General features: G+C 45.9%; 19 protein-coding genes. 6 read left to right on the top strand and 13 right to left on the bottom strand.

Annotation, left to right across the window (positions count from 1 at the left end):
- Window positions 1-1163: 1163 nt before the first annotated feature.
- On the bottom strand, window positions 1164-3641 hold the full coding sequence (locus EXU57_RS09440) for a bifunctional YncE family protein/alkaline phosphatase family protein (protein WP_133267943.1): 2478 nt from the start codon (window positions 3639-3641) through the stop codon (window positions 1164-1166).
- 606 nt (window positions 3642-4247) lie between these two features.
- Complete coding sequence (locus tag EXU57_RS09435; RefSeq protein WP_133267942.1) at window positions 4248-4907, bottom strand: DUF1579 domain-containing protein; 660 nt, start codon at window positions 4905-4907, stop codon at window positions 4248-4250.
- A gap of 247 nt (window positions 4908-5154) precedes the next feature.
- On the opposite strand from EXU57_RS09435, the gene EXU57_RS09430 reads away from it, so the two are divergent.
- Together EXU57_RS09430 and EXU57_RS09425 are read left to right on the top strand one after the other, a co-directional pair.
- Complete coding sequence (locus EXU57_RS09430; RefSeq protein ID WP_133267941.1) at window positions 5155-5448, top strand: hypothetical protein; 294 nt, start codon at window positions 5155-5157, stop codon at window positions 5446-5448.
- Window positions 5449-5903: 455 nt separating this feature from the next.
- The gene (locus EXU57_RS09425; protein ID WP_133267940.1) at window positions 5904-6788 is read left to right on the top strand and encodes an EamA family transporter; all 885 of its coding nucleotides are present in this window, start codon (window positions 5904-5906) and stop codon (window positions 6786-6788) included.
- Window positions 6789-6902: 114 nt separating this feature from the next.
- Here EXU57_RS09425 and EXU57_RS09420 read toward each other — a convergent pair whose 3' ends face one another.
- The 6 genes from EXU57_RS09420 to EXU57_RS09395 form a co-directional block, all read right to left on the bottom strand.
- A complete protein-coding gene (locus EXU57_RS09420; protein WP_207955443.1) occupies window positions 6903-8054 on the bottom strand; it encodes a glycoside hydrolase family 88 protein in 1152 nt (383 codons plus the stop codon).
- Between the two features lie 803 nt (window positions 8055-8857).
- The gene (locus EXU57_RS09415; RefSeq protein WP_133267939.1) at window positions 8858-9772 is read right to left on the bottom strand and encodes a bestrophin family protein; all 915 of its coding nucleotides are present in this window, start codon (window positions 9770-9772) and stop codon (window positions 8858-8860) included.
- 21 nt (window positions 9773-9793) lie between these two features.
- On the bottom strand, window positions 9794-10312 hold the full coding sequence (locus tag EXU57_RS09410) for a hypothetical protein (RefSeq protein ID WP_133267938.1): 519 nt from the start codon (window positions 10310-10312) through the stop codon (window positions 9794-9796).
- A 110-nt stretch (window positions 10313-10422) separates the two neighbouring features.
- Window positions 10423-11787: a sensor histidine kinase gene (locus tag EXU57_RS09405; protein WP_133267937.1), complete on the bottom strand. Its 1365-nt coding sequence runs from the start codon at window positions 11785-11787 to the stop codon at window positions 10423-10425.
- Entirely contained in the window at window positions 11771-12481 is a 711-nt protein-coding gene (locus EXU57_RS09400) for a response regulator transcription factor (protein WP_133267936.1), read from the bottom strand. Before EXU57_RS09400 ends, EXU57_RS09405 begins: the two co-directional genes overlap by 17 nt.
- A gap of 591 nt (window positions 12482-13072) precedes the next feature.
- Complete coding sequence (locus EXU57_RS09395) at window positions 13073-13999, bottom strand: LysR family transcriptional regulator (protein ID WP_133267935.1); 927 nt, start codon at window positions 13997-13999, stop codon at window positions 13073-13075.
- A gap of 86 nt (window positions 14000-14085) precedes the next feature.
- On the opposite strand from EXU57_RS09395, the gene EXU57_RS09390 reads away from it, so the two are divergent.
- The 3 genes from EXU57_RS09390 (at window position 14086) to EXU57_RS09380 (ending at window position 18638) form a co-directional block, all read left to right on the top strand.
- Window positions 14086-15741, top strand: coding sequence for a peptidase domain-containing ABC transporter (locus EXU57_RS09390; protein ID WP_133267934.1), 1656 nt, complete (start codon window positions 14086-14088; stop codon window positions 15739-15741).
- Window positions 15742-15757: 16 nt separating this feature from the next.
- A complete protein-coding gene (locus EXU57_RS09385) occupies window positions 15758-17101 on the top strand; it encodes an HlyD family secretion protein (RefSeq protein WP_133267933.1) in 1344 nt (447 codons plus the stop codon).
- A 142-nt stretch (window positions 17102-17243) separates the two neighbouring features.
- Window positions 17244-18638: a TolC family protein gene (locus EXU57_RS09380; protein WP_133267932.1), complete on the top strand. Its 1395-nt coding sequence runs from the start codon at window positions 17244-17246 to the stop codon at window positions 18636-18638.
- Window positions 18639-18723: 85 nt separating this feature from the next.
- Here the strand turns inward: EXU57_RS09380 and EXU57_RS09375 are convergent, their stop codons facing one another.
- The gene (locus EXU57_RS09375; RefSeq protein ID WP_133267931.1) at window positions 18724-19293 is read right to left on the bottom strand and encodes a GNAT family N-acetyltransferase; all 570 of its coding nucleotides are present in this window, start codon (window positions 19291-19293) and stop codon (window positions 18724-18726) included.
- Between the two features lie 657 nt (window positions 19294-19950).
- Between EXU57_RS09375 and msrA the strand changes: the two genes are divergently transcribed.
- Window positions 19951-20454, top strand: a complete 504-nt coding sequence (msrA, locus tag EXU57_RS09370) for a peptide-methionine (S)-S-oxide reductase MsrA (RefSeq protein WP_133267930.1) — start codon at window positions 19951-19953, stop codon at window positions 20452-20454.
- Between the two features lie 169 nt (window positions 20455-20623).
- Here the strand turns inward: msrA and EXU57_RS09365 are convergent, their stop codons facing one another.
- The 4 genes from EXU57_RS09365 to EXU57_RS09350 all read right to left on the bottom strand — a co-directional run bounded on the left by EXU57_RS09365 (window position 20624) and on the right by EXU57_RS09350 (window position 25492).
- The gene (locus tag EXU57_RS09365; protein WP_133267929.1) at window positions 20624-21304 is read right to left on the bottom strand and encodes an SGNH/GDSL hydrolase family protein; all 681 of its coding nucleotides are present in this window, start codon (window positions 21302-21304) and stop codon (window positions 20624-20626) included.
- A gap of 195 nt (window positions 21305-21499) precedes the next feature.
- On the bottom strand, window positions 21500-22576 hold the full coding sequence (locus EXU57_RS09360) for an SO2930 family diheme c-type cytochrome (protein WP_207955442.1): 1077 nt from the start codon (window positions 22574-22576) through the stop codon (window positions 21500-21502).
- A complete protein-coding gene (locus tag EXU57_RS09355; protein ID WP_133267928.1) occupies window positions 22551-23726 on the bottom strand; it encodes a parallel beta-helix domain-containing protein in 1176 nt (391 codons plus the stop codon). The genes EXU57_RS09360 and EXU57_RS09355 overlap by 26 nt, the downstream gene beginning before the upstream one ends.
- A 305-nt stretch (window positions 23727-24031) precedes the next feature.
- Window positions 24032-25492, bottom strand: a complete 1461-nt coding sequence (locus tag EXU57_RS09350) for a S8 family peptidase (protein WP_133267927.1) — start codon at window positions 25490-25492, stop codon at window positions 24032-24034.
- Window positions 25493-25676: the final 184 nt, after the last annotated feature.

Below are 25676 nucleotides of genomic sequence, written 5' to 3'. Positions count from 1 at the left end.
TGATAAGTTGAATAGTTGATAAGTGGCGTTTTTGCTCAGAAATTAGTTTGCAGCTTTCGTAACACCATTCACTTAAACTATTTTGAATTTTTACTTTTGAGTTTTGACTTTATCGCGCACTGCACCCTTTTACATTTTGCATTTTGCATTTTACATTATTGATAATGCATTTTGCATTAGCCCAGGATACCTCCACGATCGGGAACTATTTTGAATTTTACATTTGACTTTTGAATTTTATCGCGCACTGCACCCTTTTACATTTTTCATTTTGCATTTTGCATTTTCCACCGCAGACAATGGGAGAAGCGGAGGTTACGCAGAGGAGGGTATTGAGGTATTGGGTATTGGGGTATTCAGGGAAGTTGATGGGTTGGGATTAGGTATTAAGGTATTGGGGGGAGTTGATTGGTGGGGATCGGGTATTGAGGTATTGGGTATTGAGATATTGAGGGGAGAAGTTGATAAGTTGATAAGTGGCGTTTTTGCTCAGAAATCAGTTTGCAGCTTTCGTAACACCATTCACTTAAACTATTTTGAATTTTTACTTTTGAGTTTTGACTTTATCGCGCACTGCAGCCTTTTACATTTTACATTTTGCATTTTACATTATTGATAATGCATTTTCATTAGCCCAGGATACCTCCACGCTCGGGAAACTATTTTGAATTTTTACTTTTGACTTTTGAATTTAATCGCGCACTGCACCCTTTTACATTTTGCATTATTGAAAATGCATTTTGATTAGCCCAGGACACCTCCACGCTCGGGAACATATTTTGAATTTTTACTTTTGACTTTTGAATTATATCGCGCAATGCACCCTTTTACATCTTTCGTTTTTAATTTTGCATTATTGAGAAGGCATTACCATTAGCCCAGAACACCATCCACGCTCGGGAACTATTTTGAATTCTTACTTTTGACTTTTTTCGCGCACTGCACCCTTTTACATTTTACATTTTGCATTTTACATTATTGATAATGCATTTTTGATTTGCCCAGGATACCTCCACGCTCGGGAACTATTTTGAATTTTGACTTTTGACTTTATTCGCGCACTGCACCGTTTTACATTTTGCATTTTGCATTTTACATTATTGAATGCATTTTCCATTTATCGCGAACTTTATCCAGCGCTCAAACACTATCCACGCACCACGCTATTTTGACTTTTGAATTTTTACTTTTGACTTTTCTTCTTCTTCCTCCTCCTCGTCGTCAACCGTTTTTACAAATGCGCTTCGGCGTGGGGCCGGCATTTCACTGTGTTCGCCACGAACCGCTTTCCAGATGATTTGGCTAAACAGCATATCGGGCACAAGGTCTTCTTTGCTCAGGTCTATCTGGTCGCTAAGCAGAGCCGTTGCATTGGTAGCAGTATTCTTCTCGTTCAGGTCGATATTGGAGGGCAGGGCAGTAAAGCCGGAATAATCCGGTGTGGCCATAAAACTTTTGTACATCGGCATCGCTGCAGCATCGTATTGACTCATGGGCGGCAATCCCAGGATCAGTTCCATCGTCCGCAACATCGATGAGGTTGAATACATCGTCTTGTCGACAAATCCCCTTTTTACAAACGGGCCTGCAACATATGCAGTGGTACGGTGCGCATCTACGTGGTCGGAGCCGTTCTGTGCATCGTCTTCAACGATAAACACCGCGCTCTCTTTCCATATCGGGCTCTTCGAAAGGTGTTCCATAAAAAGGCCCACAGCAAGGTCATTATCTGCAACATGCGCAAACGGGGTGGGACTACCCTTTTTCAAACCTTCCGTATGATCGTTGCTGAATCGAATGGTATTTAATTTGGGAACAGCGTTCACCGACACAAGGGAATCGAATTCGCGTTGCCAACGGTTGTAGCGTACCGTATCGCGCACACTCAGGTTATAGCTCGGGTAATAGGGGCAAAGATGCCCCTCAAGCGCCGGGATGTTGGCCTTGCCGTCGTCGGCAAATTCGCCATAAGTACGATAGGTAACGCCCGCGCGTTTGGCATAATCCCATATAAAGCCCCGTTTAGGATTTGCAACTTCACGCTGGCCTTCACCAGGGTAGGTACCCCCACGGCCGCCATAACTGGTGACCCAGTTTTTTTCGAGGAAGTCAGTAGCATGTGCTGAGGTGCTCCAGTTGTGTCCGTCGGCACTCACCTCGCCATCGGCATAAAAATTATCCAGCAATACAAACTGTCGGGCAAGCTTATGCTGGTTGGGGGTGATGCGTTCGCCAAATAAAACGATGCTGGTATCGCCATTGCCTTCCGGCATATCACCAAGCACCTGGTCGTAGGTCCGGTTTTCTTTGATGATGTAAAAAACGTATTTGATGGGCGACTTATCCCCTACCTTCATCGGGATCGGGTTGCCTTTATCACCCACTGCATTTAACTCGCCCGCTTTGGAATAAGGTGTGTTTTTGTAAACGGTCTTTGAATAGATCGCCAGGCTCGCGTCAGTTGGTTGATCAATCACCGACATGGTACCCTTCATCAATCCACCAATATAACCGGGACGTACCATCGCCGATGTGTCTCCAAGGTGACGCACTACAGTTTGTTGCGCCTTAATGGGGTTTGGCCCATCAGGGTTTGGAAAAGAAGAAAATCCTTTTCCGTTTGAAACAAAGATCTTCCTTCCGATCACCTTGATGTTTGTGGGGTACCAACCTACCGGTATAAAACCTTTTGACCGGCTCTTACCTGCGGTTTCTACATCAAACACGGCGAGGCAGTTGTTATTCGCATTGGCTACATACAGCGACTTACCATCAGCGGATAACGCCAGCCCGTTTGAACTTGATCCTTCCGGGGCATCCGGATATAAAGCCGCGTTGAGTACTTCCAGTACTTTGCGGGCTTTAATGTCAATCACCGAAACACTATTGTCATTGGCATTGGCGACGTAAAGGATATTACCCTTTGCATTCAGTAAAAGCTCATTTGGATTATCACCCACGGGCACCGCAGCGGTAATCTTGTTTTGTTTGGTATCGAAAACCAACACCTTATCGCCTCCCCATGACGAAATGTATAATTCACTTTTGTCGGGAGACAGCAGGCAGGCATATGCTTCATTGCCCAGGTCCAGCGTTTGGCTAACCTGCTTTTCTGCCATGTTCACAACGTACAAAGCATTGTTCTCTTTTGTAACCACGTACATCACCTTGCGCGCATCATCAATCTCGATACCGGCCGGAGAAATTTTTTCTGGCCAGGGTTTTCCAAGTTTTATCGTATCCCTTAGCTGAAGCTGGTTATTTACAATGGCATATTGAAGTATCCAGTTGTCGTTTCCGCCCGAAGCATAAAGAATACGCTCGTCGCTGCTAAATTTTAAGCCATACCACGACTTTGGAATAATCACATTATGAAGTACCTTTTCCGTCCGCGGATCAATGAGCTGAAGGCTTTGTATGCTTTGCCCGTTGTTGGTAACGGCCATATATTTTTTTGATGAAGAAACAGCAATGTTCAGCGGCAGATCACCAAGTGGAAAAGAACGACCCGCCGGCGACAGGTGCCACCCATTCGGCAGCTTTACCCTTTTGTTTTCAAGACTCTTCTCCAACGAAGGTTTCTGGGCGCACAATTGCAGCGCGGAAAATAACAAACCTATAGCGATACCAACTGGTTTCATACCGGTAAATTAATTGAGGGTGACGACTGGGTAATATGATCGTTTGTACAATGCCTGAACACGTTAATCTCGTTTGCAGTGATACCAGTCATGGTTTTCGCGGAACTGCATTACACAATGCATTTTACAAGCGGGCACGAAAATAAACGAAATGAAATATACTGCCTTCCGCTGATATTAATTCAATGTTATGCTTCATGGAGGTGGTTAAACATGCAGGCTCAGACAACGCGAACGGCACGTACTGCTATACCTTGCGCAGCAATGTGCCGATAGTAGTAAGGCTTTTTATGGTACCGGCGGAAGACCACAGATGGAGCCCGGCTGCGCCACTCGGACGGGCGACGCTCCTTTCAACGGCAACAAGGGGTTCAACTGTGTCCGCAGTTATGTCGTGTTCATAGGTTGTATACCTTTCCCCTGAATTTACAAGTCAGCGTGTTTGACAAATTCACCCTTGCTCCCCAATTGACCCAACAGCAATTTGGTTTAGTTGAACCGAGTGCCGCCAGCACTTGGGCAGAGCTTATACAACATGGCCGCACCATAAGCCGAATCAAAAAGGCCGCCTAACAAGAGACGACCTTCCAAAAATCACATGAGCAGTTATTTGTTCCTGGTAAATTTGATTTCCATGTTTTTGTATTCTTTGCCTGTTTGCATGTCCGGACCATACATCTCCATCATATGCGTGTTATCGTCCACAATCCTGTACACCTCGCGCATTTCACATTCTTTACCGTTTGCCGGACAAAGCATTTTACCCTTGAAGTTGATTGTCTTTGATGCTTCATCCCAGGTACCTTCCATATTCATCATGGCCGTACTCATATTGTCCATCCAGGTAGTAAAATACACCTTTTTTGCTTTGTCATAACCTGTCGTGCTCGTTCCTTCAAATGGCATTCCCATCATATCTCCTTTAAACGATGTTTGCTGGTATCGTCCACCATAAATCATCTTATTAACAACCGTACTAGTTGATGTCATAGGTGGTGCTTCCGGCGACATCCACATCATCATTTGAGCGTTCCACTTGCCATCGCCTTTGGCGAGCATAGCATGCTGTTCGCCTGGTGTGCCAACCTCCATCATTGTCCGCATAGCTGTTGCCGAATCAACCGGAACCCATTCATCTGCCGTCGCGGTCGCCCCGGCCGTATGTGTTTCTGCTTTTGATCCGCCGTTTGCTGTGGTGTTCTCATCTTCGCCGTTACACCCAAATAAAACTGTAGCGGCGCAAAGCACAATTAGTAGTTTTTTCATGACGTTTTTGTCAACCAATGTACAAAACGTCTTAGAAAGATGCAACGGGCAGGCAGTATGGACAGGGCTGGTTTTGTCCGGTATATTTGCCGGCCATATGTACACTTAAAAGAACCATGCAGGTTAGCGAACCAGCACCCACTAAACTAACTTGCGATATGCTTGTATTAAGTAATTGTTACATAGCCCGAGTTGCCATGCCTTTTGCTTAGATTTGGTAATACATTCATCATCTAAAAATTGCGCAATGCCTGAAACAAATAAGCCGGTTCCTGAAACTGGGGTTAACAGCAACGGGTCTGAAACCATCAGTAACCTGGCGCATCGACACCTGGCTGATGAAAACCATGTTACAACTGACGAAGAGATCAGGAACGCCACCATCGAAGAAGCTGAGCCCGTGCAGGTTGATGAGGAAAACCTTTATGAGGTTGACCATACAACCCTTGTACCAGCTATACCAAATGAACCCAGCATAGAAGAAGACGATCAGAAGGATGAAAAAAGAAGTCTTCCAAATCCGTACGACGTATTGGGTTAATGCCTGCCAAACATGAGATCCGCGGAGGGCGCATCACTAAGGTGACCGGTTTTTAGCGCTCCGTAATACCTACATTATCAAATAGAATAATCCGTAATACTCAATGGCACTGCGTGTTGTACGTTAGCATTATTGCAAGGGCTTTCACTGCCATTACTTTGTCCCACGGGACTCACACGACCTGCTTTACCAACTATACATCCTCCCCATAGCCGTTTTTCATTCGGCAATACTTGCCCCAGCCGTGGTTGCCTGTCGGCGTATTGTTAACACTTTCATGAGGGTTCATTTAAGATACCCCTCCCATATAAGCCGGGCGCAATTGCCTGCTCAACTCATCCGGAAGACCATTTCCACAACATGGGTATGCTATCGTTCTCTGACGAAGGTTCAAATGAGTCCGTGACCTACGCTCGACAATTGATGGTACATTTGGCAAACCTAGATAGATACAGTTGATTGAAACCTTACTTACCGCAGCAGCTGTAGCTGCAAGAATTATTGCCAACCCGTTTGGAAATGTATTTCAAAAACAACTCACGGCCAACGGCAATCACCCCCTGTTGGTCAATCTTACTACCTACCTGATATTGTCGATCGCCTGCCTGGCGCTGGTAGTTCGCATAACATGGTCGACATTAAACGATGACTTTTGGATCTACGCTATCCTTGGCGGAATCGCGGGTGCGGTGGGGAACGGCTTTCTTGTGAAAGCATTACAGCAAGGTGAGCTTTCCGTACTTGGACCAATAAATTCCTACAAGTCGGTGGTGGGCATGCTGATGGGAGTTCTACTGCTTGGCGAAATACCAAACGCATGGGGTTTATTGGGTGTTGCCATAATCATCTACGGCAGTTATTATATTTTTGATGCGACTGAAGATAAGTTTACGTTCAGGCTGTTTCGAAAAACGGAAATACAGTATCGTGTTTGGGCAATGATACTAACCGCTGTCGAAGCCGTATTCATCAAAAAAGTTATCCTTGCTTCTACGCCAACCGCCGCATTCATCAGCTGGTGTTTTTTCGGCGCCCTCTTTTCATGGTTGCTCATGAAAGTATACCGGGTGAAGCTTCCCAATCCATTCCAAGGTGCAGCCAGCAACTTACAGAAATATCTCCTGTTAGGATTATGCATTGGAACCATGCAATTCACAACCAACTATGTTTTTAAACAACTGGAAGTTGGGTATGCATTGTCGCTTTTCCAGTTGTCGACCATTGTAAGCGTAATCCTGGGGTACAAAATCTTTAACGAGCAGGAAGTATATAAAAAATTGATCGGTGCTGCAATTATGATTGCAGGTTCTATTGTAATTATTCTATTCAAGGACCGGTAACGTGAGACCATTCTATCGTGTACCGTTATACCAGTATCATTAGATTAGTATAAGCATTTACAGTAAATGGCTTTAGTTCATTCCCTTAAACCGGCTTCCGAAGATCAACATTGATTAGGGTTTATCAAGGTACCGGTACATCTCGCATGCAGCAAGCAAAAAAGCACCAACACCAAAATTTGCCGTAGCGTTTACATCTACCACCTGGCCAGGTATTGCCCGCTCTCCTATCGGCTGCACGTACCCGATTTTACCACCTGGCTGAAGGGCGGTTTTCGTAAGATAGTTCCAGCCCTTTGCCGCAACAGGCAGGTATTCTTTCCGATCCAGGTACCCATTGTTTATGCCCCATAACATGCCGTAGGTAAAGAAAGCGGTGCCACTAGTTTCGGGTCCGGGTGCATGTTGCGGATCAAGCATACTTCTTGTCCAGTAGCCCGCTGCCTGCTGCGAATTTTTGATTGCCTTTGCCATCCCCTGGTATTTGGCAATGTATTCGTTCCTGTGGGGATCATTTGTTGGCAGGTCCTTTAACACCTTCGCCAAGCCAGCGAAAACCCAGCCATCTCCCCTCGCCCAAAAATCTTTCTTGCCATTTGCACTTTTGTGTTTGGGATAAACATATTTGGCATCCCGGTAATACAACTGCGTTTCACCATCGTACATAATGCTGTTTGCATATTGAAAATATTGGTGCAACTTTTCAAGGTACTGAGCATTACCCGTGGCTTTGTAGAGCTTGGTCATTAAGGGCATCACCATATAAAGTCCATCCGCCCACCACCAGTAATCATTCCTGTCGGTGCTCATCTGGTATTCCATTACCTCCCGTGCCCGTGCTATTTTCTTGTCGTACTTGTCCAGGTTATATAGGTCAACATAAGTTTGAAAGCAAATCTGCCAATCGCCGAAAAGCACGTAGTCATCCTTTTCTCCATAAGTATATTTCCACTCCGCTTTGTTGGTCGATTTTGCGCCCATCCACCGGTTGTGTTCCGCCCATGCTTCTGAATACTGTTTGTATACCGGATTCTTTGTAACTGCATAAGCTTCCATATTGCCGGTGTGATATGCCGCCACGTCCCAAAACGCTCGTGCAGTTGGAGGATTGTTTGTTTGCCAGTAACCATTTACTTTATCGATTATTTGCAGCACTTCAGCTTTTGAAGTTTGAATAGGTGCTTTGGTCAGCCTTCGGCTACTACACGCGGAAAGCAGTAGGACAACTGCAAGCATAAATAATGTGAAATGGTGTCTCCTGGTCATTAGTAATTTATTTCGGTTATGTATCAAAAAGACTTCCGCAATCAACAAAGCTTGGCAGTGCTGAAACAAGGTAATCGGCGGACAACTTCAAAAGTATAACGGGTAAATTTAATGAACCGGATAAAGTATGGTTGAACCCGATTTCCTTAGGTGTATAATGATTGGGATTCTAAACCCAGGTACAGGGGACAACACCTGCAAGTGGCAAAGGATGGTTGCAGGTGACAACACCTGCAACGGCGCATGACGACACCTACATGGGCTAGTGGATTGCAGGTGACAACACCTGCAACGGCGCATGACGACACCTACATGGGCTAGTGGATTGCAGGTGACAACACCTGCAACGGCGCATGACGACACCTACATGGGCTAGTGGTGTTGCAGGTGACAACACCTGCAACGGCGAGTGACAACACCTGTATGGGCTAGTGGATTGCAGGTGACAACACCTGCAACGGCGCATGACGACACGTGGTGATGCAGGTGACAACACCTGCAACGGCGGGTGACAACACCAGCATGGGCGGGTGGATTGCAGGTGACAACACCTGCAACGGCGCATGACGACACGTGGTGATGCAGGTGACAACACCTGCAACGGCGCCGGGTGGTGGCTGCAGGTGACAACACCTGCATCGGCAATCAAAAAAAATCCCCAGCAACCCGTTTAACAACGGGATTGCTGAGGATGCCGGTGATTACAGGCGCTTTGATTAGCGCTTGTAACAACATTAATCTTGAAAATGTCTCTGTACAGGGCTGACCTTTTTTGGACCTGCATTATGCGCATTCCTTTAATCCTAAAGCAGGTAGAATTCTTTTTTGTTTTTTGGAACTGCAGACTGGGCAGTTTCATTTATCACCTGCTTAAGGTCCCTTTCAATTGTTGCACAGATTGCGGTCATAGGCGTATCCGTTGGTTTGTTCTCAAACGGATCCTGTAAATGGATGGCCATCTTTTCGATCAGGAAAAAAACTGTAGCTATTGCCACGAGTGCAGGAATAAAAAGCAGGACACCAAAAACTTCTATTAACGCAAAGGGTAACAGCGTAAAAAAGAATATCAGCGAAAAGTGAATGTATAAGCCATAGGTTGCGGGGAATATGGTGTTTTTAATTCTTTCACATTTTCCCATCGCATCACAGAGCCGGGTAAGTGTTTTGTCGATCTCCACCTGCTGGTATTCGTTCACCCAGCCATTTTCAAGCGCCTGCTGGATATCATGTCCATGCGACTCGAGCAAAGCCATAGGAATATTGCTGTAGTTTGATATATGCTGAGTATCTCTTTTTGCCAGCAACCGGTCAAGGCCTTCTTCAGCATTTTGGTTGCGAAGCGTTTTGCATAAGCTGTAACACCAGGCGATCTGCCTTTTGATAAAACGTTGTTTAAAAAAGAACAGGTCATCGCCCTGGTACGCTTCTTTGCTCAGCGTTTTAATTTGTCTGGCCAGTGTGCGGCTGTCGTTTACGATAGCTCCCCATACGGTTCGCGCCTCCCACCAGCGGTCGTAAGCCTGGTTTGATCTGAATGCCAGCAGAAGCGAGATTACGGTACCCATAATCATCGGCACAGACAAAGGCAATACAATACGCGAAAGGTTGAAATATTCATACAACGCAGCAATGGCGAGTGCATAAATGGTTATGGTCAATAGTTCAACCTTTATTTTACCGATGATGTAGTGAATCGGAATGTTCTTTCTTAATAACATACAAAAGCTTTTTGGTTAGCATTATGCCGGAACAGAAACAAGATTGTCAGCGGTGGTTTTTTGGTACTCACCGCTTAATAGCACCGACAGGTTAAGGTGTTTTGCAGAATTTTCTTCTCTCAGTGATAGTTCATGAACAGGCACTTTTGATTTGGTGAGACAAGTTGCAAAATCTACCGACTCAGCAAAAGGGCGCCTGTAATCGTAATTGACAAGCTTATATACCGCTTCTACATGGTTTCCTTCGATAAAGTTGCGCAGGTATGCCGAGGTGTTGCAATAGATAAACCGCAGGCCGATCAGGTTGATGGTTCCGCGGTACTTATTACGAAAGACCTGTAAAGCCTCAGAAAAACTTTCAGATACCTGTGCATAGTACTTGTCTTCGTTCAAGAAGAGAAGATCATTGATTGATGTCGGCAGCCTTACGAGGTGCACCAGGTGAATCTTTACCTGTTCTTGTTTCGCATCCTTAACAATCTGGTGAATGGGCCATAGTGATTGGATACTTAGGTCGGTTGGCAGTAGTACATTTTTCATAATGAATTATTTTAAAACAAAACTGCCTCAACCAGGTAAGAGCCGGGTTAGGATGAAGTAAGAACATTTTAAAATTGTGGTAAGAAACCGGTAAGAATAAACAGGGGTGCTTAGGAATGAAGTGGAAACTTTACGAGCACCTCTGTTCCTTCCGATTCACGGGAGGTAATTTTAATTGAGCCGTGGTGCAACTGAATGATGTTTTGTGCAAGTGGCAGGCCTATTCCATAACCCGTGGAGTGTTTTACGTTGGAGGCCCTGAAGAAGGGATCGAAAATGTGCGGGATATCTGCGGCAGGGATCCCAATTCCTTTGTCGCGAATTACAAAAAGTACATGTTTATCGGTTACGCCAACAGCGAATGTTACACTTTCACCTGTAGAATATTTACAGGCATTCAACAATATATTTGAAATGCATAATTCGAGAAGGTGAAAGTTTCCCATTATGGAAATGTCCTGGATGTTTGCAGGTTGAACGCTGGTATCATTTACGATTTTACAATCGGGATAAATGCTGCTGGAAACTTTTAAAACGTTTTGTACCAGTTCCGATATCTGCACCCATTCAAAGGAAAGGTTGCCCGAAAAACCTGATTGCGCCAATTCCAGCAGGCTCTTTACAATGTTTTTTAATTTCTCGGCCTGCCCAAGAACAACCTTTAAACCTTGTTGGTACTGTTCGGGGCTCCGGGTTTTAGACAAGGCATATTCGGCTTCGCCAATGATAGCAGTAAGCGGGGTATTAAGCTCGTGGGAGGCGTTGCTTACAAAATTGTTTTGGGTTTCAAAAGAGGTTTCCAACCTGGCTAACATGCGATTGAATGTAGCCCCAAGTTCAGAGATTTCGTCTTTGCCAGGTTTAACCGCTAACCTGTTGTGCAGCGAAGTGGCATTGATGTCTTTAACGGCCTGGTTGATTTTTCGGATTGGTGCAAGAATATGACTGGAAAAAAAGACACCGATTCCAAACATCAGAAAAGGGCAAATGAGGTTTGCCGCAAGCAGGATGGTTTTTAAATTTAGCAGGAAGTTTTGAGCATAACTATGAATAGCCGTTACAATGATGGCAAATTCACCTTTGTTATTGTGGTAGTAAATACCTTTATAAAACTGGTATTCGTCGCGGTAAACTGCGTGTTTATTGGTGGTAAGATCTTCCACGAAACGCCTGGGTAAACTTGCGGCAAGGGTGCCCTTTGCATTTTTTTTCAGCGAGTCTGCGGGAACAATAAATTCCTTTTCGTCGGGGAGCTGTTGAAGTACCTGGTAGCGGACCTGCTCATAAGCAGTTTTACTTAGTGTGTCGGAGCCAAGGTTGGCTTTGGCGGCAATATTAGCCCTAAGTTCAAGGCGTGCGTAGAAATCCTGAAATGCTTTTTCGTTTGCGTATAGATAAACGGCAAGACTCAACCCAATCAAAACTATCGAACAAACCAGTGTAAAAATCAGTGCAATCTTAATCTGGACCTTCATTGTATACTTCTTTTAGGATATACCCCATCCCGACCACTGTGTGTATGAGTTTAGGTGCATCGCCCCGGTCGATTTTTTTTCGAAGATAATTGATGTATACATCTACCACTTTGGTATTTAGGTTAAAATCGTACCCCCAAACGTGTTCCAGTAATTCCATCCGCGAAAGCACTTTACGTTGGTTCTTGAGGAGGAACTCGAGCAAGCGGTATTCCGTAGCAGTAAGTTCAACCGGAACATCGTTCCTGGTAACTGATTTTTCGTCGGTGTTTAATACGATATCGGCAATGGACAGCGTATTTTTTGCCGTTTTCACGGGGGCTTGTAGAACAGGCTGGTGCCTGCGTAACAGGGTTCGTATACGGGCCTGAAGTTCGGCCAACTTAAAAGGTTTGGTGAGGTAGTCGTCGGCCCCGCTGTCGAGACCCATTACAATATTGTCGGTTGCACTTAGTGCAGTCAACATCATTATAGGTGTGCTGATCCCGCGTTCCCGGGTTCGCTTACTAAGTTCGATGCCATTGATACCTGGCAGCATGAGGTCAAAAATGCAAAGGTCGTAATGATAAGACTTGAGGTACTCCCAGGCCATGTTTCCATCCATCGCTACCGTAACCTCGTAGTCATCCTCTTCGAGGGCCCGCCTGATAAACGATGCTACGTCTGGTTCATCTTCAACCAATAAAATACGCATGTGTTCTACTTCTTAAGATTTTACAGCGGCAATCGTTAGCGCCCCCGTTTTCTGCCGATACCTGTATGTATAAGCCGGTGGACGCTGAATTATTTACATGGGCAGCACACCCGATCAATGCCCGTGCACCTGAACAGGATAAAACCACCACGGCCAAATATTGTTCACAGATGAGCTGAAGAAAATATAAACTCACCGGCTTTGCCCGGGGTCGACCAAAGGTATATGGCCGCGCATCAAAATCGCGCCATCTCCCCTGGTGTGGCTAAGACAGGTATTGAACAGTGCAAACTTCAACACGATGAAGAGCGGTTGTTCATTTCGTACCGGAGGGGGAGTTTTAAGCTTGCAAGAGCAAGCGTGAGGGATTGGAGTGGAAAGCCCGCAGGCCCCCCAATGTTGTTTTTGGGGGGACGAGGACTTGGAACGGAAAAGCCCGACCCATTCCCGTCCGCAGGCGGGATGGGGGCACGCCCAAAACCTTCCGGCAGCGAAGGCAGACAAAGTGGTTCCTGGTAAAGGGGCTCTTTTCACCTGGGAGGGGTATACCACAAGGACTTTCCGAAGAATGTGGCACCGTGATCAATCACGCTAATACTGTTCTATCCAGGAAAAGTGATCCTTGTAAATTGCTGATTTTTGTTGCCTGGTATAGTCCAGAAATGCCGAGGCTACTATGGACATCTTTTTCTGCTTCAACCATATCAATCGCCAGTTCTCAGTAAGCGGTAAGCCTTTGACCGGGATGATCTTGATTTCTTCCTGCTTTAACTCGTTCTTTATACTAAGGATGGATTGTATAGAAAAGCCAAGGCCGGCGAGAACGGCCTGTTTAACGGCCTCGCTGGAAGTAAGTTCAAGTTTTATGGTTGGCACCACGTGAACTTCGCGGAAGTACTGTTGCATGGTAACTCGGGTACCCGAGCCTTCTTCGCGATAGATAAGTGGAATTTTACTGAATACGGATTCGTTTAGCTTGCCGGGTTGATCAATGGTTGTATCGGCAGCAGCGGTGAGATAAAGTTTATTTGGCAGCAAAACTTCCTGTTCGATCTCCAGGTGTTCGGGCAAAACCGATACGAGCGCAAAATCAACTTCATTGTTTGAGATGCTTTTAATTACATGGGTTTTGTTGGTGACGTCCATGACCAAATCAATGTCAGGGTAAATTTTAAGAAAACCTTTAAGGTAGTAGGGCATCACGTATTTGCCCGTTGAAGCAACCGATATTTTCAGCTTACCCGATAACATGCCCTTAAAGCTCTGTGTGCGATAAGTAATATTGGCCAGTTCCTCCACCACTTTTATGGCAATGGCGTAAAGCTCATGACCAAAAACTGTAACATATAACTTTCGACCAATCACCTCTGTTAGTGGAATATCAAACTGTTCCTGCAGATTTTTCAATTGGATCGATACGGCAGGTTGGGTCATGTTTAACGCTTGCGCCGCCTTTGTTATACTTTTGTTATCCACAACCGCGATAAACACCTTGAGTTGGTGAAAGGTGTAGTTCATAAAGGATGTTTATGCCAAACATAAGAAGTATAAATGTATTTTATGTATACCCAGGTTGATATTTGCGTTTACGAATAAAATAATCAATGCCTACAAATAGTTCTGCCTCTATATTATCATCATCGGGAAAATTGCACAGGCTGTTATTACACGACAAGCAGGACATCATTGCCGTTTATATGCTTGCCGTACTTGCAGGCGTTGTTCAGCTTTCACTGCCTTTGGGTATTCAAACCATCATCAGCTTCGTGATGGCGGGATCGATATCAACCTCCATTATTACACTCATCCTGCTGGTAGTGCTTGGCACGTTCATCAACGGGGTTTTGCAGGTAAGACAGCTGGAGATAATTGAGAAACTGAAGCAAAAGATTTTCCTACGCTTTGGCCTGGAGTTTAGCAACAGTTTGCCCAGGCTTAACCTGGTAAAACTAGACGGCTACCATTTACCGGAGTTGGTAAACCGGTTTTTTGATACGATCTCATTGCAGAAAGGTCTTGAGAAATTGTTGCTTGACCTTCCGGCGGCTTTTATCCAGATTCTTTTTGGCCTGTTGTTACTATCTTTTTATCACCCCGTATTTATCGCCTTTGGCGCCTTACTGATTACCATCATCGTACTGATCGTTCGGTTTACTTCACCTGAGGGATTGCGGCTTGCTTTAAAGTCGAGTGACTACAAGTACAAAGTGCTGTGGTGGTTGCAGGAGACTGCCAACCTCACCAATTCGTTCAAATACTCGCCGGGCAACCTGCACATCACCAAAACCGATGCGCTTGTGGCTGGTCACCTCGATGCAAGAACCCGATACTTCAGGGTGTTGCTGGTGCAGTTTTGGAGCCTGATCAGCTTTAAAGTAATCATTACGGCGGCGATGCTTATTGTAGGTACAATACTGCTGGTGAACCAACAAATCAACGTGGGACAATTTATTGCGGCCGACATTGTGATCATCGCAATAATTGCCTCGGTAGAAAAACTGATTGTAAGTCTTGATAAGGTTTACGACGCGCTGGTGTCGATTGAAAAACTTGGAAAGATTACAGAAGCCGAAAAGGAAACCGGCGGAACAGCAATTATGCAATCTGGTGGCAAGCCCTTATCCGTGCGCTTTGAAGAGGTTAGCTTCGGGTATCACAATGGCGATAAGGTTCTTGAAGATGTAAGCTTTCATATAGAGCCGGGCAAATGGGCCCATATTGCGGGAAGGTCGGGTTCGGGCAAGTCTACCCTGTTGCGATTGCTTACAGGAAGCTATAAAGACTTTACCGGTAATATCGTTATTGATGGCAAGCCAATCAATAACTATGAACTCGATACGCTGCGTGCATCGACCGGGATACTGCTCAGTAGCCAGGAAATTTTCGAGGGATCATTATGGGAAAACATCACCATGGGAGATCAAACGATTGCTCCGGAAGAGGTGACCCGGCTTGCGGATAAAATCGGGCTCCTGGAATTTGTTCAGTCCGATCATAATGGATTTGACATGCAGTTGAACACGGTAGGTAAGCGACTGCCAAAACACATCAGGCAAAGAATACTTTTGGTTCGTGCCCTGTTGGGTAAGCACCGTTTACTGTTACTGGAAGAACCTTTTGAATACCTTGAGCCGGTTGCAATTGAGGCCGTGGTGGAAATGTTGAAGAAAAATAACAATACAACCGTAGTTATTGCCGCGGAAAACCCGTTGATCTCTGATTATTGTGATGTGGTGATCAACCTGGGCAAACAGCGCTAAACAGAACTATACAGCAATGAAAAGTTTTTTATCCATCAATATAGAACAGCAGGCACTTGAAAGCCGGTACCATTCGTTTGGAAAAATCTATAAGATCAGGAAGAAGGGACATGTAAAAACATGGACCTGGACGATGATTGGAATATTTCTGCTGACCTTGTTTTTGCCGTGGACGCAAAACATTCGCGCGAAGGGCAGTGTTACCACCTTGCGGCAGGAAGAAAGGCCACAGGAATTAAACACGATCATTGCGGGAAATGTAAAGAAGTGGTATGTAAAAGAAGGCGACTTTGTAAAAGCGGGTGATACGATTTTACAACTGGGAGAAGTAAAGGTTGACTACTTCGATCCGCTACTGCTCGACAGGACCCAACAGCAGATCAACGCCAAACAGGAAAGCATGCGTGGCTACCAGGGCAAGGCAGGCACCGCTGAAGTACAGACAGGGGCCTTGTTGCAGGCTCAGCAACTAAAGCTGCAATCGCTCGACAACAAGCTACAGCAACAGCAACTGAAAGTTGCAAGCGACAGTGCCGACATTGTAGCCATTCAAAACGAACTGGAGGTTTATAAAAGACAACTTGATGCGGCAAGGGTAATGCTCGACAGCGGCGCAATTTCCCTGGTGGATTTCGAAAAGCGACGGGTGAATTTTCAGCAGGGCACTGCCAAAAAGATCAGTGCTGAAAATAAGTACCAGCAAGGCAGGCAGGAATTGCTAAACCTTAGAATTGAAAAGAACAGTACTGTACAGGAATACACCGACAAGATATCAAAAGCGGAAGGCGATCGATTTTCGTCACTGGCAACAATCGCCTCTACCGAAGCAGACGTGGCAAAATTACAAAACCAGTTTGCGGGTTATGATGTCAGAAACAAGCTGTACTATATTACCGCTCCACAGGATGGCCAGGTAACAAATGCCAAGAAAGCGGGATTGGGCGAAATGTTGAAAGAGGGAGAAATGATCGCGCAAATTGTGCCTTCTACCCGGCAATATGCTGTTGAAATGTTTATTGAACCGATGGACCTGCCGTTGATTAGCATCGGCCAGCAGGTAAGGTTGGTATTCGACGGCTTTCCCGCTATTGTTTTTAGTGGATGGCCGCAAAACAGCTATGGTACGTTTGGTGGCAAGGTTTCAGCGGTAGAGTCATCTGTGAGCACTAGTGGTAAATTCAGGGTGCTGGTGGTAGAGGATCCTAACGACCGCAAATGGCCGCAGCAATTGCGGATGGGCAGCGGCGCAAATGGAATTGCCTTGTTGAAAGACGTGAAGATATACTATGAGCTATGGCGGAATATTAATGGCTTCCCGCCTGAATACTACCAGATGAAACCAGAGAAACCGGCGAAGTGAGTTGTTTAGAGCTTTTTAGGGATTGGGTATTGAGGTAATGGTATTGAGGTGTTGAGGTATTGATGGAAGTGTAATTGGTATTATAAATTAAATATTTCTAAGGGATCGTTAACTATGTTGGCGAACTGTTTATCAAGTGACCATGAGACTTAAGCACGCCTGTTTTGTACTGTTGTTACTTTGCGTACAAGTTGTTTATGGGCAAACAGAACAAACAAACATCCTTACCCTGGACCAATTTATAACCCGGGTAAAACAGTTTCATCCTGTTGCCAAACAGGCAGCGATACAGGTTGATAAAGGTATGGCGGAGCTGATGGCGGCAAGGGGTGGTTTTGATCCCACAGTGTCGTTTGAGGCAAGCCGTAAAACTTTTGCCGGCACCAACTATTATCAATACAACATCGCAGAGTTTGGCATTCCATTGCCCGTTGGCAACCTGAAAACAGGGATACAAAACAATGGGGGCAATTATTTAACCACAGAAGAAACAAAGGGCCGCGCAAGTTATCTCGGTTATGAGTTACCCCTTGGCAAGGGGCTGTTGATCGACAATCGCCGGGCGGTACTGCAACAGGCAAGAATATACCGCGACCAAACTGAACAGGAACGGCGACTGATCATCAACAACCTGCTGTATGATGCGTACAGTACATACTGGCAGTGGGCAGGCGCATGGCAGCAGTACGCCATTATGTCGGGCTTTGTTAACGTTGCTGAAAGACGGCTTCGGCTGATGCGGATTTCATTCCAGAACGGCGATCGTGCACAAATGGATACTACGGAAGCATTTGCACAATTTCAGCAATACCAGATGATCCTTGAAAGCACCAGGCTTGCCTGGAACAATGCCAGTTTAGAACTCGCCAATTTCTTATGGCAGCAAAACGAAGAACCCTTGGATTTGCCGGAACAAACCTTACCGGAAAACCGTGAGGCAAATGCAGCACCCTTACTTCAAATTCAGGCTTTGTTAAACGAGTCGTCGGTACTAAACCCCGGACTGCGGATCTATGGCTACAAGATCAATAGTCTTGAAATTGAACGAAGGCTAAAGTTCCAGAGTATGTTGCCCTACTTTTCGGTTAAAGCCAACCTGCTGAGCAAAGATTATTATGCACTCAAAAATATGAGTACCGCCTATATCGGCAACAATTACAACTGGGGAGTTGATTTTCGCATTCCCATATTTTTAAGAGAAGCCCGTGGCGACTACCGGCAGGCACAATTGAAGGTCAGGGAAGCCAATCTCGAACTAATCGATAAACGTTTGCAATTAAAAAACAAAGTACAGTCGTACTACAACGAGTACGTCACCATTTCGAGCCAGTTGAGAATCATCGAAAATATGTATGCCAGCTACCAATCGCTGCTGCGCAACGAGGAACTAAAATTTTCACAGGGCGAAAGCTCACTTTTCCTGGTAAACAGCCGCGAGATAAAGGTTATCGAAACACTGCAAAAGAAAATTGATCTTTCTATTAAATTGAATAAAGCCCGGTATGCCGTGGAGTGGTCAGCAGGTTTGCTGCAATAATCTTCGGGTTTCCTTTTTATGCCGACGCCCCGCCCCTGCTGTACCTGCAGGTGAATAAACCAGCTCAATCCATACAGCAATACCCTTACCCCCGCTTAAGAAAGTAAAGCTGATAGCCGAGGTTAAGCTCTGTATAAACGTTAAATCCAAAGCGCTGGTACCACGGTAAATTTGTTACTGTTGAGGTTTCCAGGCAGATGATCCGTTCTAGCCTTTTTGCCTCTGCAATAATCCCAATCATCAGTGCAGTTCCCGTTCCGCGGTGTTGTGCCTGGGGCTGAACCCCGATAAACCAGAGGTAATACAAAGGTGTATCCGGCTGAAGTTTTTTGATTTTCGATTCTCTTAACATGGCCTTACCTGTGTTGGAGATTCCCATGCAGCTATACATCAGTTTAATATCCCAAAGAATCGATCGCAACGTAAATCTTTTCCTGTCGGGCAAAACAACCAGGGCACATCCGGTCTTGTCATCCGATAACCAGATCTCTCCAAACCTAAAGCAGGTGTCGAACGAATAGCTCATCAGGTTACGGATGCGCCTCAGCCTCTTGTGATCCTGCTTTACAATGTAGTTGACACTTTGATTTTCGGCAAAAGCGCAACTGAGTATGTCGATTACAATAGCTTTATCACTGTAGTTTGCCCGTTGCATGATTGACTAATTTACAACGCGAATGTAGTAGAACCGGGTTGATGCCAAGGCAAGCTTCACGCCAGCTGAAAAGCGGGTTGCGGAATGTGCGAATAGCCTCTCGCTATGAATTATGTTTGCGATCAAAGCGTACACAGCATCAGAACCAATATCGAACAATGCGGCACTCGCCAAAGTAGCCGCAGCGCAGTAAGCAGCCTTTTTTTGGACCCGGCAGAAGCCTCTCCGATGGTGCTGCCGTTGCGTCGCACTCTTGTACAGGATAACCCCAGGGAGCAAAACCAACGCATTGTATATGCCGGTGTTTAGACCAAAAAATTAAGGCGCAAACGCATGCAAATCCAGCATTAAGCTGCAATGGTACAAATGTTTTGCTGGGTGTAAACAGCTTATCGCCAGGTCCTGCTGAGTTATCTTCTCACCGTACAAGCGAGCGTGGCAACGGCTGCTAAATAGTAGCACAACTGCTTAGTACAAAAAAAATATCATGCGGGCCGAAAAAGGGTTGGCTAACACGAAAACCGATCTCCATCTTAGTGCTAACCTTCAATTACAAAAATGCCTCTTCAACGGGGCGAATTGGTTGAGCCAACAATTGTGCGGGTAGGAATGTTATTAAGTACTTTTACAAACAGAACAAAGCAAAATATTAAGTATATGAAAATCGAAAAAGCCATACTCGCCGGGGGCTGCTTCTGGGGAGTTGAGGACCTGATAAGGGATCTGCCGGGGGTGATTGATACCGTTGTCGGCTATACAGGCGGCGACGTAAAAAATGCCACTTACCGTAACCATGGCACGCATGCAGAAGGTATTGCTGTAACCTTTGATTCGGATACGTTGAGCTACCGAAAACTGCTGGAGTTCTTCTTCCAGATACACGACCCCACCACGAAAAACCGCCAGGGTAACGACCGCGGAACATCGTACCGTTCGGCGATCTTTTATGCAAACGAAGAACAGCAGCAAGTTGCTACCGACCTGATTGCCGAAATGGCCCTTTCTAAGAAATGGCCCGGCGCAATTGTAACCGAAGTAGTGCCCACCGGAGATTTCTGGGATGCTGAAGCAGAACACCAGGATTACCTGCGAAAAAACCCGGGTGGTTATACCTGCCACTTCATCAGGCCCGACTGGCAACTGACTAAGGAGAAAGCTTAAACGCTATGGTACGAGCTGACCTGGGTGATGAACCATATTGTGGTTTAGGTAGCAAACCGTTGACCCAACATGCCAACGAAAAAAAATAATGCTACAACAAAATGACCCGCTGATTGGCGGGTCATTTTGTTTCAGTAAAAATTGCTTTGGCTCCGGCACAGCCGGCCAGTCATCCGTGTTGTTTGTCTTTGCCTTTTAGAACCTGTTTACGCAGGTGTTTCCAAACCCGATCAGCAATCTCCTGCTGTCCACTTTCATTTGGATGAAGCCCGTCGGCATAATTGGGTTTAGCGACAACATCCAGCAATGAAATAAATTGCACATCTTCCTGCTTCGCAAGAGCCCGGTATCTTTTATCGAGGAGTTGAAGGGACTCATGGGTGTGCACATTGTACATCTTTTTCACGTTAACTTCCGACATGGTTTCAACATTGATATCTGCGGGAGAGAGAACAATGATCTTTGCCCCGGGTGCAGTTTTACGAATTTGACCAATCATCCATTTCATGTTGTTTACACAGGTAGTTACCATCGAGTCGTTACCATCTTTTAAATCGTTTACGCCCAGGAAAATGAGGTAGTAGCCTGCATCAGGATACTTGTCGAGTACGGGCAACAGTTCTTGTTTATCAGCAGTTTTTCTTCCACTTCTGCCCGCATTAATAAAGTTTATGGATGGGTTCGCCCGCGATAACAGCCATACCCAACTGTGACCGTTTACGTTTGCACCATAAGTTATGGAGTCTCCAAAACAAACAACTTCAACCTTACTTTCCTGTTTAAAACTCATCCAGATCAATCCGCTTGTTACAGCAAGTAGCGAAAGGCAAACGCGCTTATTTCTGATCATGCAATACAGTATTTGTACACCCGCACCAACGTGGTGAGAAGTGATATTCTTAAAAGGTAATCAACACGGAAATTACAGACTTCCCTGTTCCCGGAAACTTTTTCAGGAAATCATTTGAATATAGAGGTGGAGAATGTAGAAGCTAAGGCCAGCTGTGGCAACATGCCAGCCTGCACCATTTTTTAACTATGAAGTTTATTTCATATTGTTGATCCAATCACGGATCAGCGCAACACCTTCTTTATGCACCAGGCTTTTACCAAGTTCGGGCATACGCTCCCCGGCGCCTTCGGCTTGCATCCGGTACCAGAGAATAGATGAGTCTGCGCTTCCCGGTAAAATGTCCACGAGCCTGCCGCCTGATCCTTTGCCGGCAGCTACAGGTGACTTGTGGATGCCGAGTGCGGTTTTGTTGGTTTCCGTTTCGGTAAGATAGAGGCCTGACGTACGGGCAGGTCCCTGGGGCGAATGACAATGCGCACAATTTATGGCGAGGTAAGCACGGGCCCGGCTTTCAAGATCACCGCTAGCAGGATCGTTCCAGACCGGGGTTTTTGAAACTGTTCGCAGCTCGGGCAGACCGTTCAACATGCCCTTTAATTTCCAGTAGCGCAATTGATTTTGCACTCCCGACTGGTACAGGTAATTGCGGTTAAGCTGGGCCGCAGTTGGGCCTATAGGCAGCAGCATTTCATTTACGTTATGACAACCCTTGCACTGGTTTTGATTTGGTATCACGTAACGGAGTTCTTTAGCCTCGCCATCGGAGTTTACAAAGCGAACGAGGCGGTCTTCACCTGCGATTTCCAGGAAGGCATCTGTTTGCTCCTCGTTCCAAACATAGGTAAGCGCCTTCCATTCAGCAGCTTCTTTTAACAAGAGTCTTGTTTCAATGAGCTGTTTGTTTTGCCCTGGTTTTCTAAGGTCAGCTGAATAGTAAAAGGTTTTAATGAGTAATGCCCCTGTTGGAAATGCTAAAATACCCGAGGAAGTATATTCTACCGACGTACCCCTTGGCAGGCGTATAAACCTGGCCTTTTCAGCATAATCGGAAAACAGCGGGGTGTTGAGATCGAATGGCACTACCCCAGGCTTCGGCATAAGCGAGGCCATATTCGCATCGAAGATTTGCCATTCAGACAATCGCTCCGGGTATGCTTTACCGTTGTAGGTATTACCCGAATAAGCTACTAGAAAACCGGAGCCGATAAAAGCCACAATCAGGATTATGCTTAATCGCAACATATCAATTAGCACACTTAAAGGCATCATCCGCACGTGCGATATTCTTAAAGCCGTTTTGAACGTCGAGGTTAGCGATTGATTGTCCTTTGTTATTGGAGATAGAAATACAATTACCTGCCGTCCATTCACCCGCACCATCCAACAATGCAGGATTTTTGAAGCCATCAAAAAAGATGTGCGGCACCTGTTCACCGAAGGTTTTGCCCACAACAGTTGCTATCGGATCAGTTCCGACCGGAGTTCCCGGCTTTCTTTCATATACATTATCGTATATCCTGATGGCCGAGGGAAAAGGATCGTAGGCGGTATCCTTTACCTGCTTGCCCGTGGTGAAATAGCTTACAATCGCGGTTCCAAAACTCTGGTTGTTGAGTATCTGGTTTTGGTACACCTGCACATTTTTCGTGGCCAGAATCATCAGGCCTGTTCCACTCGGTACCATTGCAACGATATTACCTTTCGGCGCAAAGTTCACGTGGTTATTATCGTGCACCTTATTGCGATAAACCTTTATCTGACCTCCGCGTTTCAACACCAGGTCTGGCAGGTCGAACACCAGGATGCCGCCGGTATTTTCAAAAGCTTCATTGTCGTAAACTTCTGCGCGAAGCGAATTTTCAATTTCAATGCCGGCAACATTTCGATAAGCTTTTGAGTTCCTTACGATGATATCCGCTGACTGGCCCACATATATCCCTGCATCTGAGGCACCTGTTGCTTCACAATGATCAATCAGCACCTTTTGGCACTGCACAGGATATAAACCGTACCCCCCGTTTTCAGCCTTGGGATCACCAGTCCAACCTGCTTTTACCTTGTTGAAAGAAATACCGTTGACACTCATCGTTTTTATGCCGTCCCCTTTCGAATCCTGTACGGTAAAAGACTCTAAAACAATGTCACTGCCATTGCTCACCCGGATACCTTCAGCGCCGTCGGTCTGGTTTTTAAAACTTAAGATGGTTTTATCCATCCCCTTTCCACGGATCGTTATGTTGTTTTTGCCTTCAAGCGAAAGTGTGTTTGTTAAGGTAAATGTGCCTTCTGGCAATTCAATAACGGCGCCTGGTTCAGCAAGAATAAGCTGGGATTGAATCTTCTTTTGGAAATCTTTCTGTGCGTAGCCTGCACCAGCAAACCAGGCGCAGCCCAATAAGAGCATTATGTACTTTTTCATAAATAAGGGTTTAGTCGAGCGGACGGCTTGCTTGCTCGTACTAAGTTATCAAAACATTTCGACGGTTCCTATACCCGGGGACGTTCCGCCATGTTAAAAAACAGGGCGGTAAACAGGATACTAAGTCACCGTGGTCCCTGATCGGGTTAGTACAGAAAAGGATGGAAAAGCTGCTTACACCACTTTTGAAACTGACTTTGCCGTAGTAACTGGTATTCGTCGAAAGTGCCCTCCGCTGTGCTCTATAATATAAAACCGAAAGTCCCCTTGCAGGGACTTTCGGCACAGTTGTGTGGTGTTTTTCTTTATTGCTGAACGGCGTTTCCTGCATTAACGTGGCCTCTTCCATAGTAGTCGTCGTTACCCGGGGCTCCCATGTCCACGGCTGATGCCTTCATCTTGTTTTCTACCGATACCGGCGAAATGTTGCCGCCGTGTTTTCCTACGATAAGCGCAGCAACACCGGCGGCTGCGGGAGCAGCCATACTGGTGCCCGACATAAACACGAACTCACCCGTTTTACCATCGCTCACTACCTCGTCGAATATCCAGACTGGCAGGGTCAGCCCACCTATTGTTACAGGGGTATTGTTCTGTGGCAACTTTGTATTGCCGCCGGGGGCCGCAAAGTCAATCAGGCTGGTTCCGAAATTGGTATAAACAGCAGGCGGAAAAAGCGATGTGTTTTGGTCGGTGCCCCAACCCAATGGGCCCGTTGCTGATATTGCAATAACATTTACACTCGATGCAGGAAGGACGGTAAGTTGTCCCTGCCCATTGAAATCCAGGGAAGAATTGCCTACTGCAGCAATGCTGACGACACCTTTCTGTTTGGCATATTGGAATGCCCTGTTCAGCGCAAGGAAATCCGGAGTGAAAGTATGGTCGTTCCTTGGGAAAAATCCACCAAGGCTCATGCTAATAATATCCGCACCGTTGTTGGCTGCATAGTAAATCCCTGAGAGAATAGTGCCCAGGGTTGCCCAGCCATCATCGGAGAGCACCTTAACCAGCATCAGCTTTGCAGCAGGAGCAATGCCAACAATACCATAATCATTGTCAGCAGCGGCAATAATACCGGCTACGTGGGTGCCGTGGCTAATGCCGGTCGGGTACTTGTACTGTGCGCTTTCACCAGGGATAAAACTTGTAGCTTTGTTCACCAGGATATTCGGTGCGAGGTCAGGATTATCCATGTAAAAACCGCCGTCGAGGACCGCTACAACCGCGCCCGCACCTTTGTACCCCGAAGCAAAGGCCGCATGGGCATTTACCGCCTTTAAATTCCATTGTAAAGGGGCAATACTGTTTGAACCTGTTAGTCCTGGAAGAGACAAATGCGAAGTTTGCGGTGCCACTGCGCTTGCCGAAAAGCGATGTGCCTTATCTGACTGCCAGGTATTAACAAGCATGTCGTATTCCAAATCCGGAACCACGCTTTCAACCTCGTTTACCTGGCTGATGGTGCTGGCAAAATCGGGATCAGTCGACTTAGCGAGCACCACGCCGAATTCCGCAAGTGAACGGGTGACGGTGCCGATTGATTGTACCTGGTCCAGAACTTTTTTAGAGACAGCGGGTGTTTTGCAGATGACCAGGTAATTGCCGTTTGCGGATCCCCTGCTTGAAGTGCCGGCCGCCGCTGATCGGGCAGTTGAACCCGCACCATTGGGATTACTGTAAGCAGAGGTAAGTTCGGTTTTTGTGCAACTGGTTACCATTAGAAAGATTGCCAGGGTTGCCAATGTAGTGTTTTTGAAGTGCATACAAAGGGTTTTATAGATGATGGAAAAGTGCTTGGGTAAGTGGGGTTGAAAACCTCGTTCGTGTGGCTACTGATTTCACTTCAAAAATCAACCATCATGGCAAGACCAGCAATCACCAGATCTGGTGAAAAATGTGAACCAAATTTCATCGTAAAACTGCCGTCTCATCTTACCTGTGGTATGG

The sequence above is a fragment of the Segetibacter sp. 3557_3 genome (assembly GCF_004354985.1).
In the GTDB taxonomy this organism is placed as follows: Bacteria; Bacteroidota; Bacteroidia; order Chitinophagales; family Chitinophagaceae; genus Segetibacter.
The sequence above is the reverse complement of the archived record's forward strand: the minus strand, read 5'-3'. Positions and strand labels throughout refer to the sequence as shown.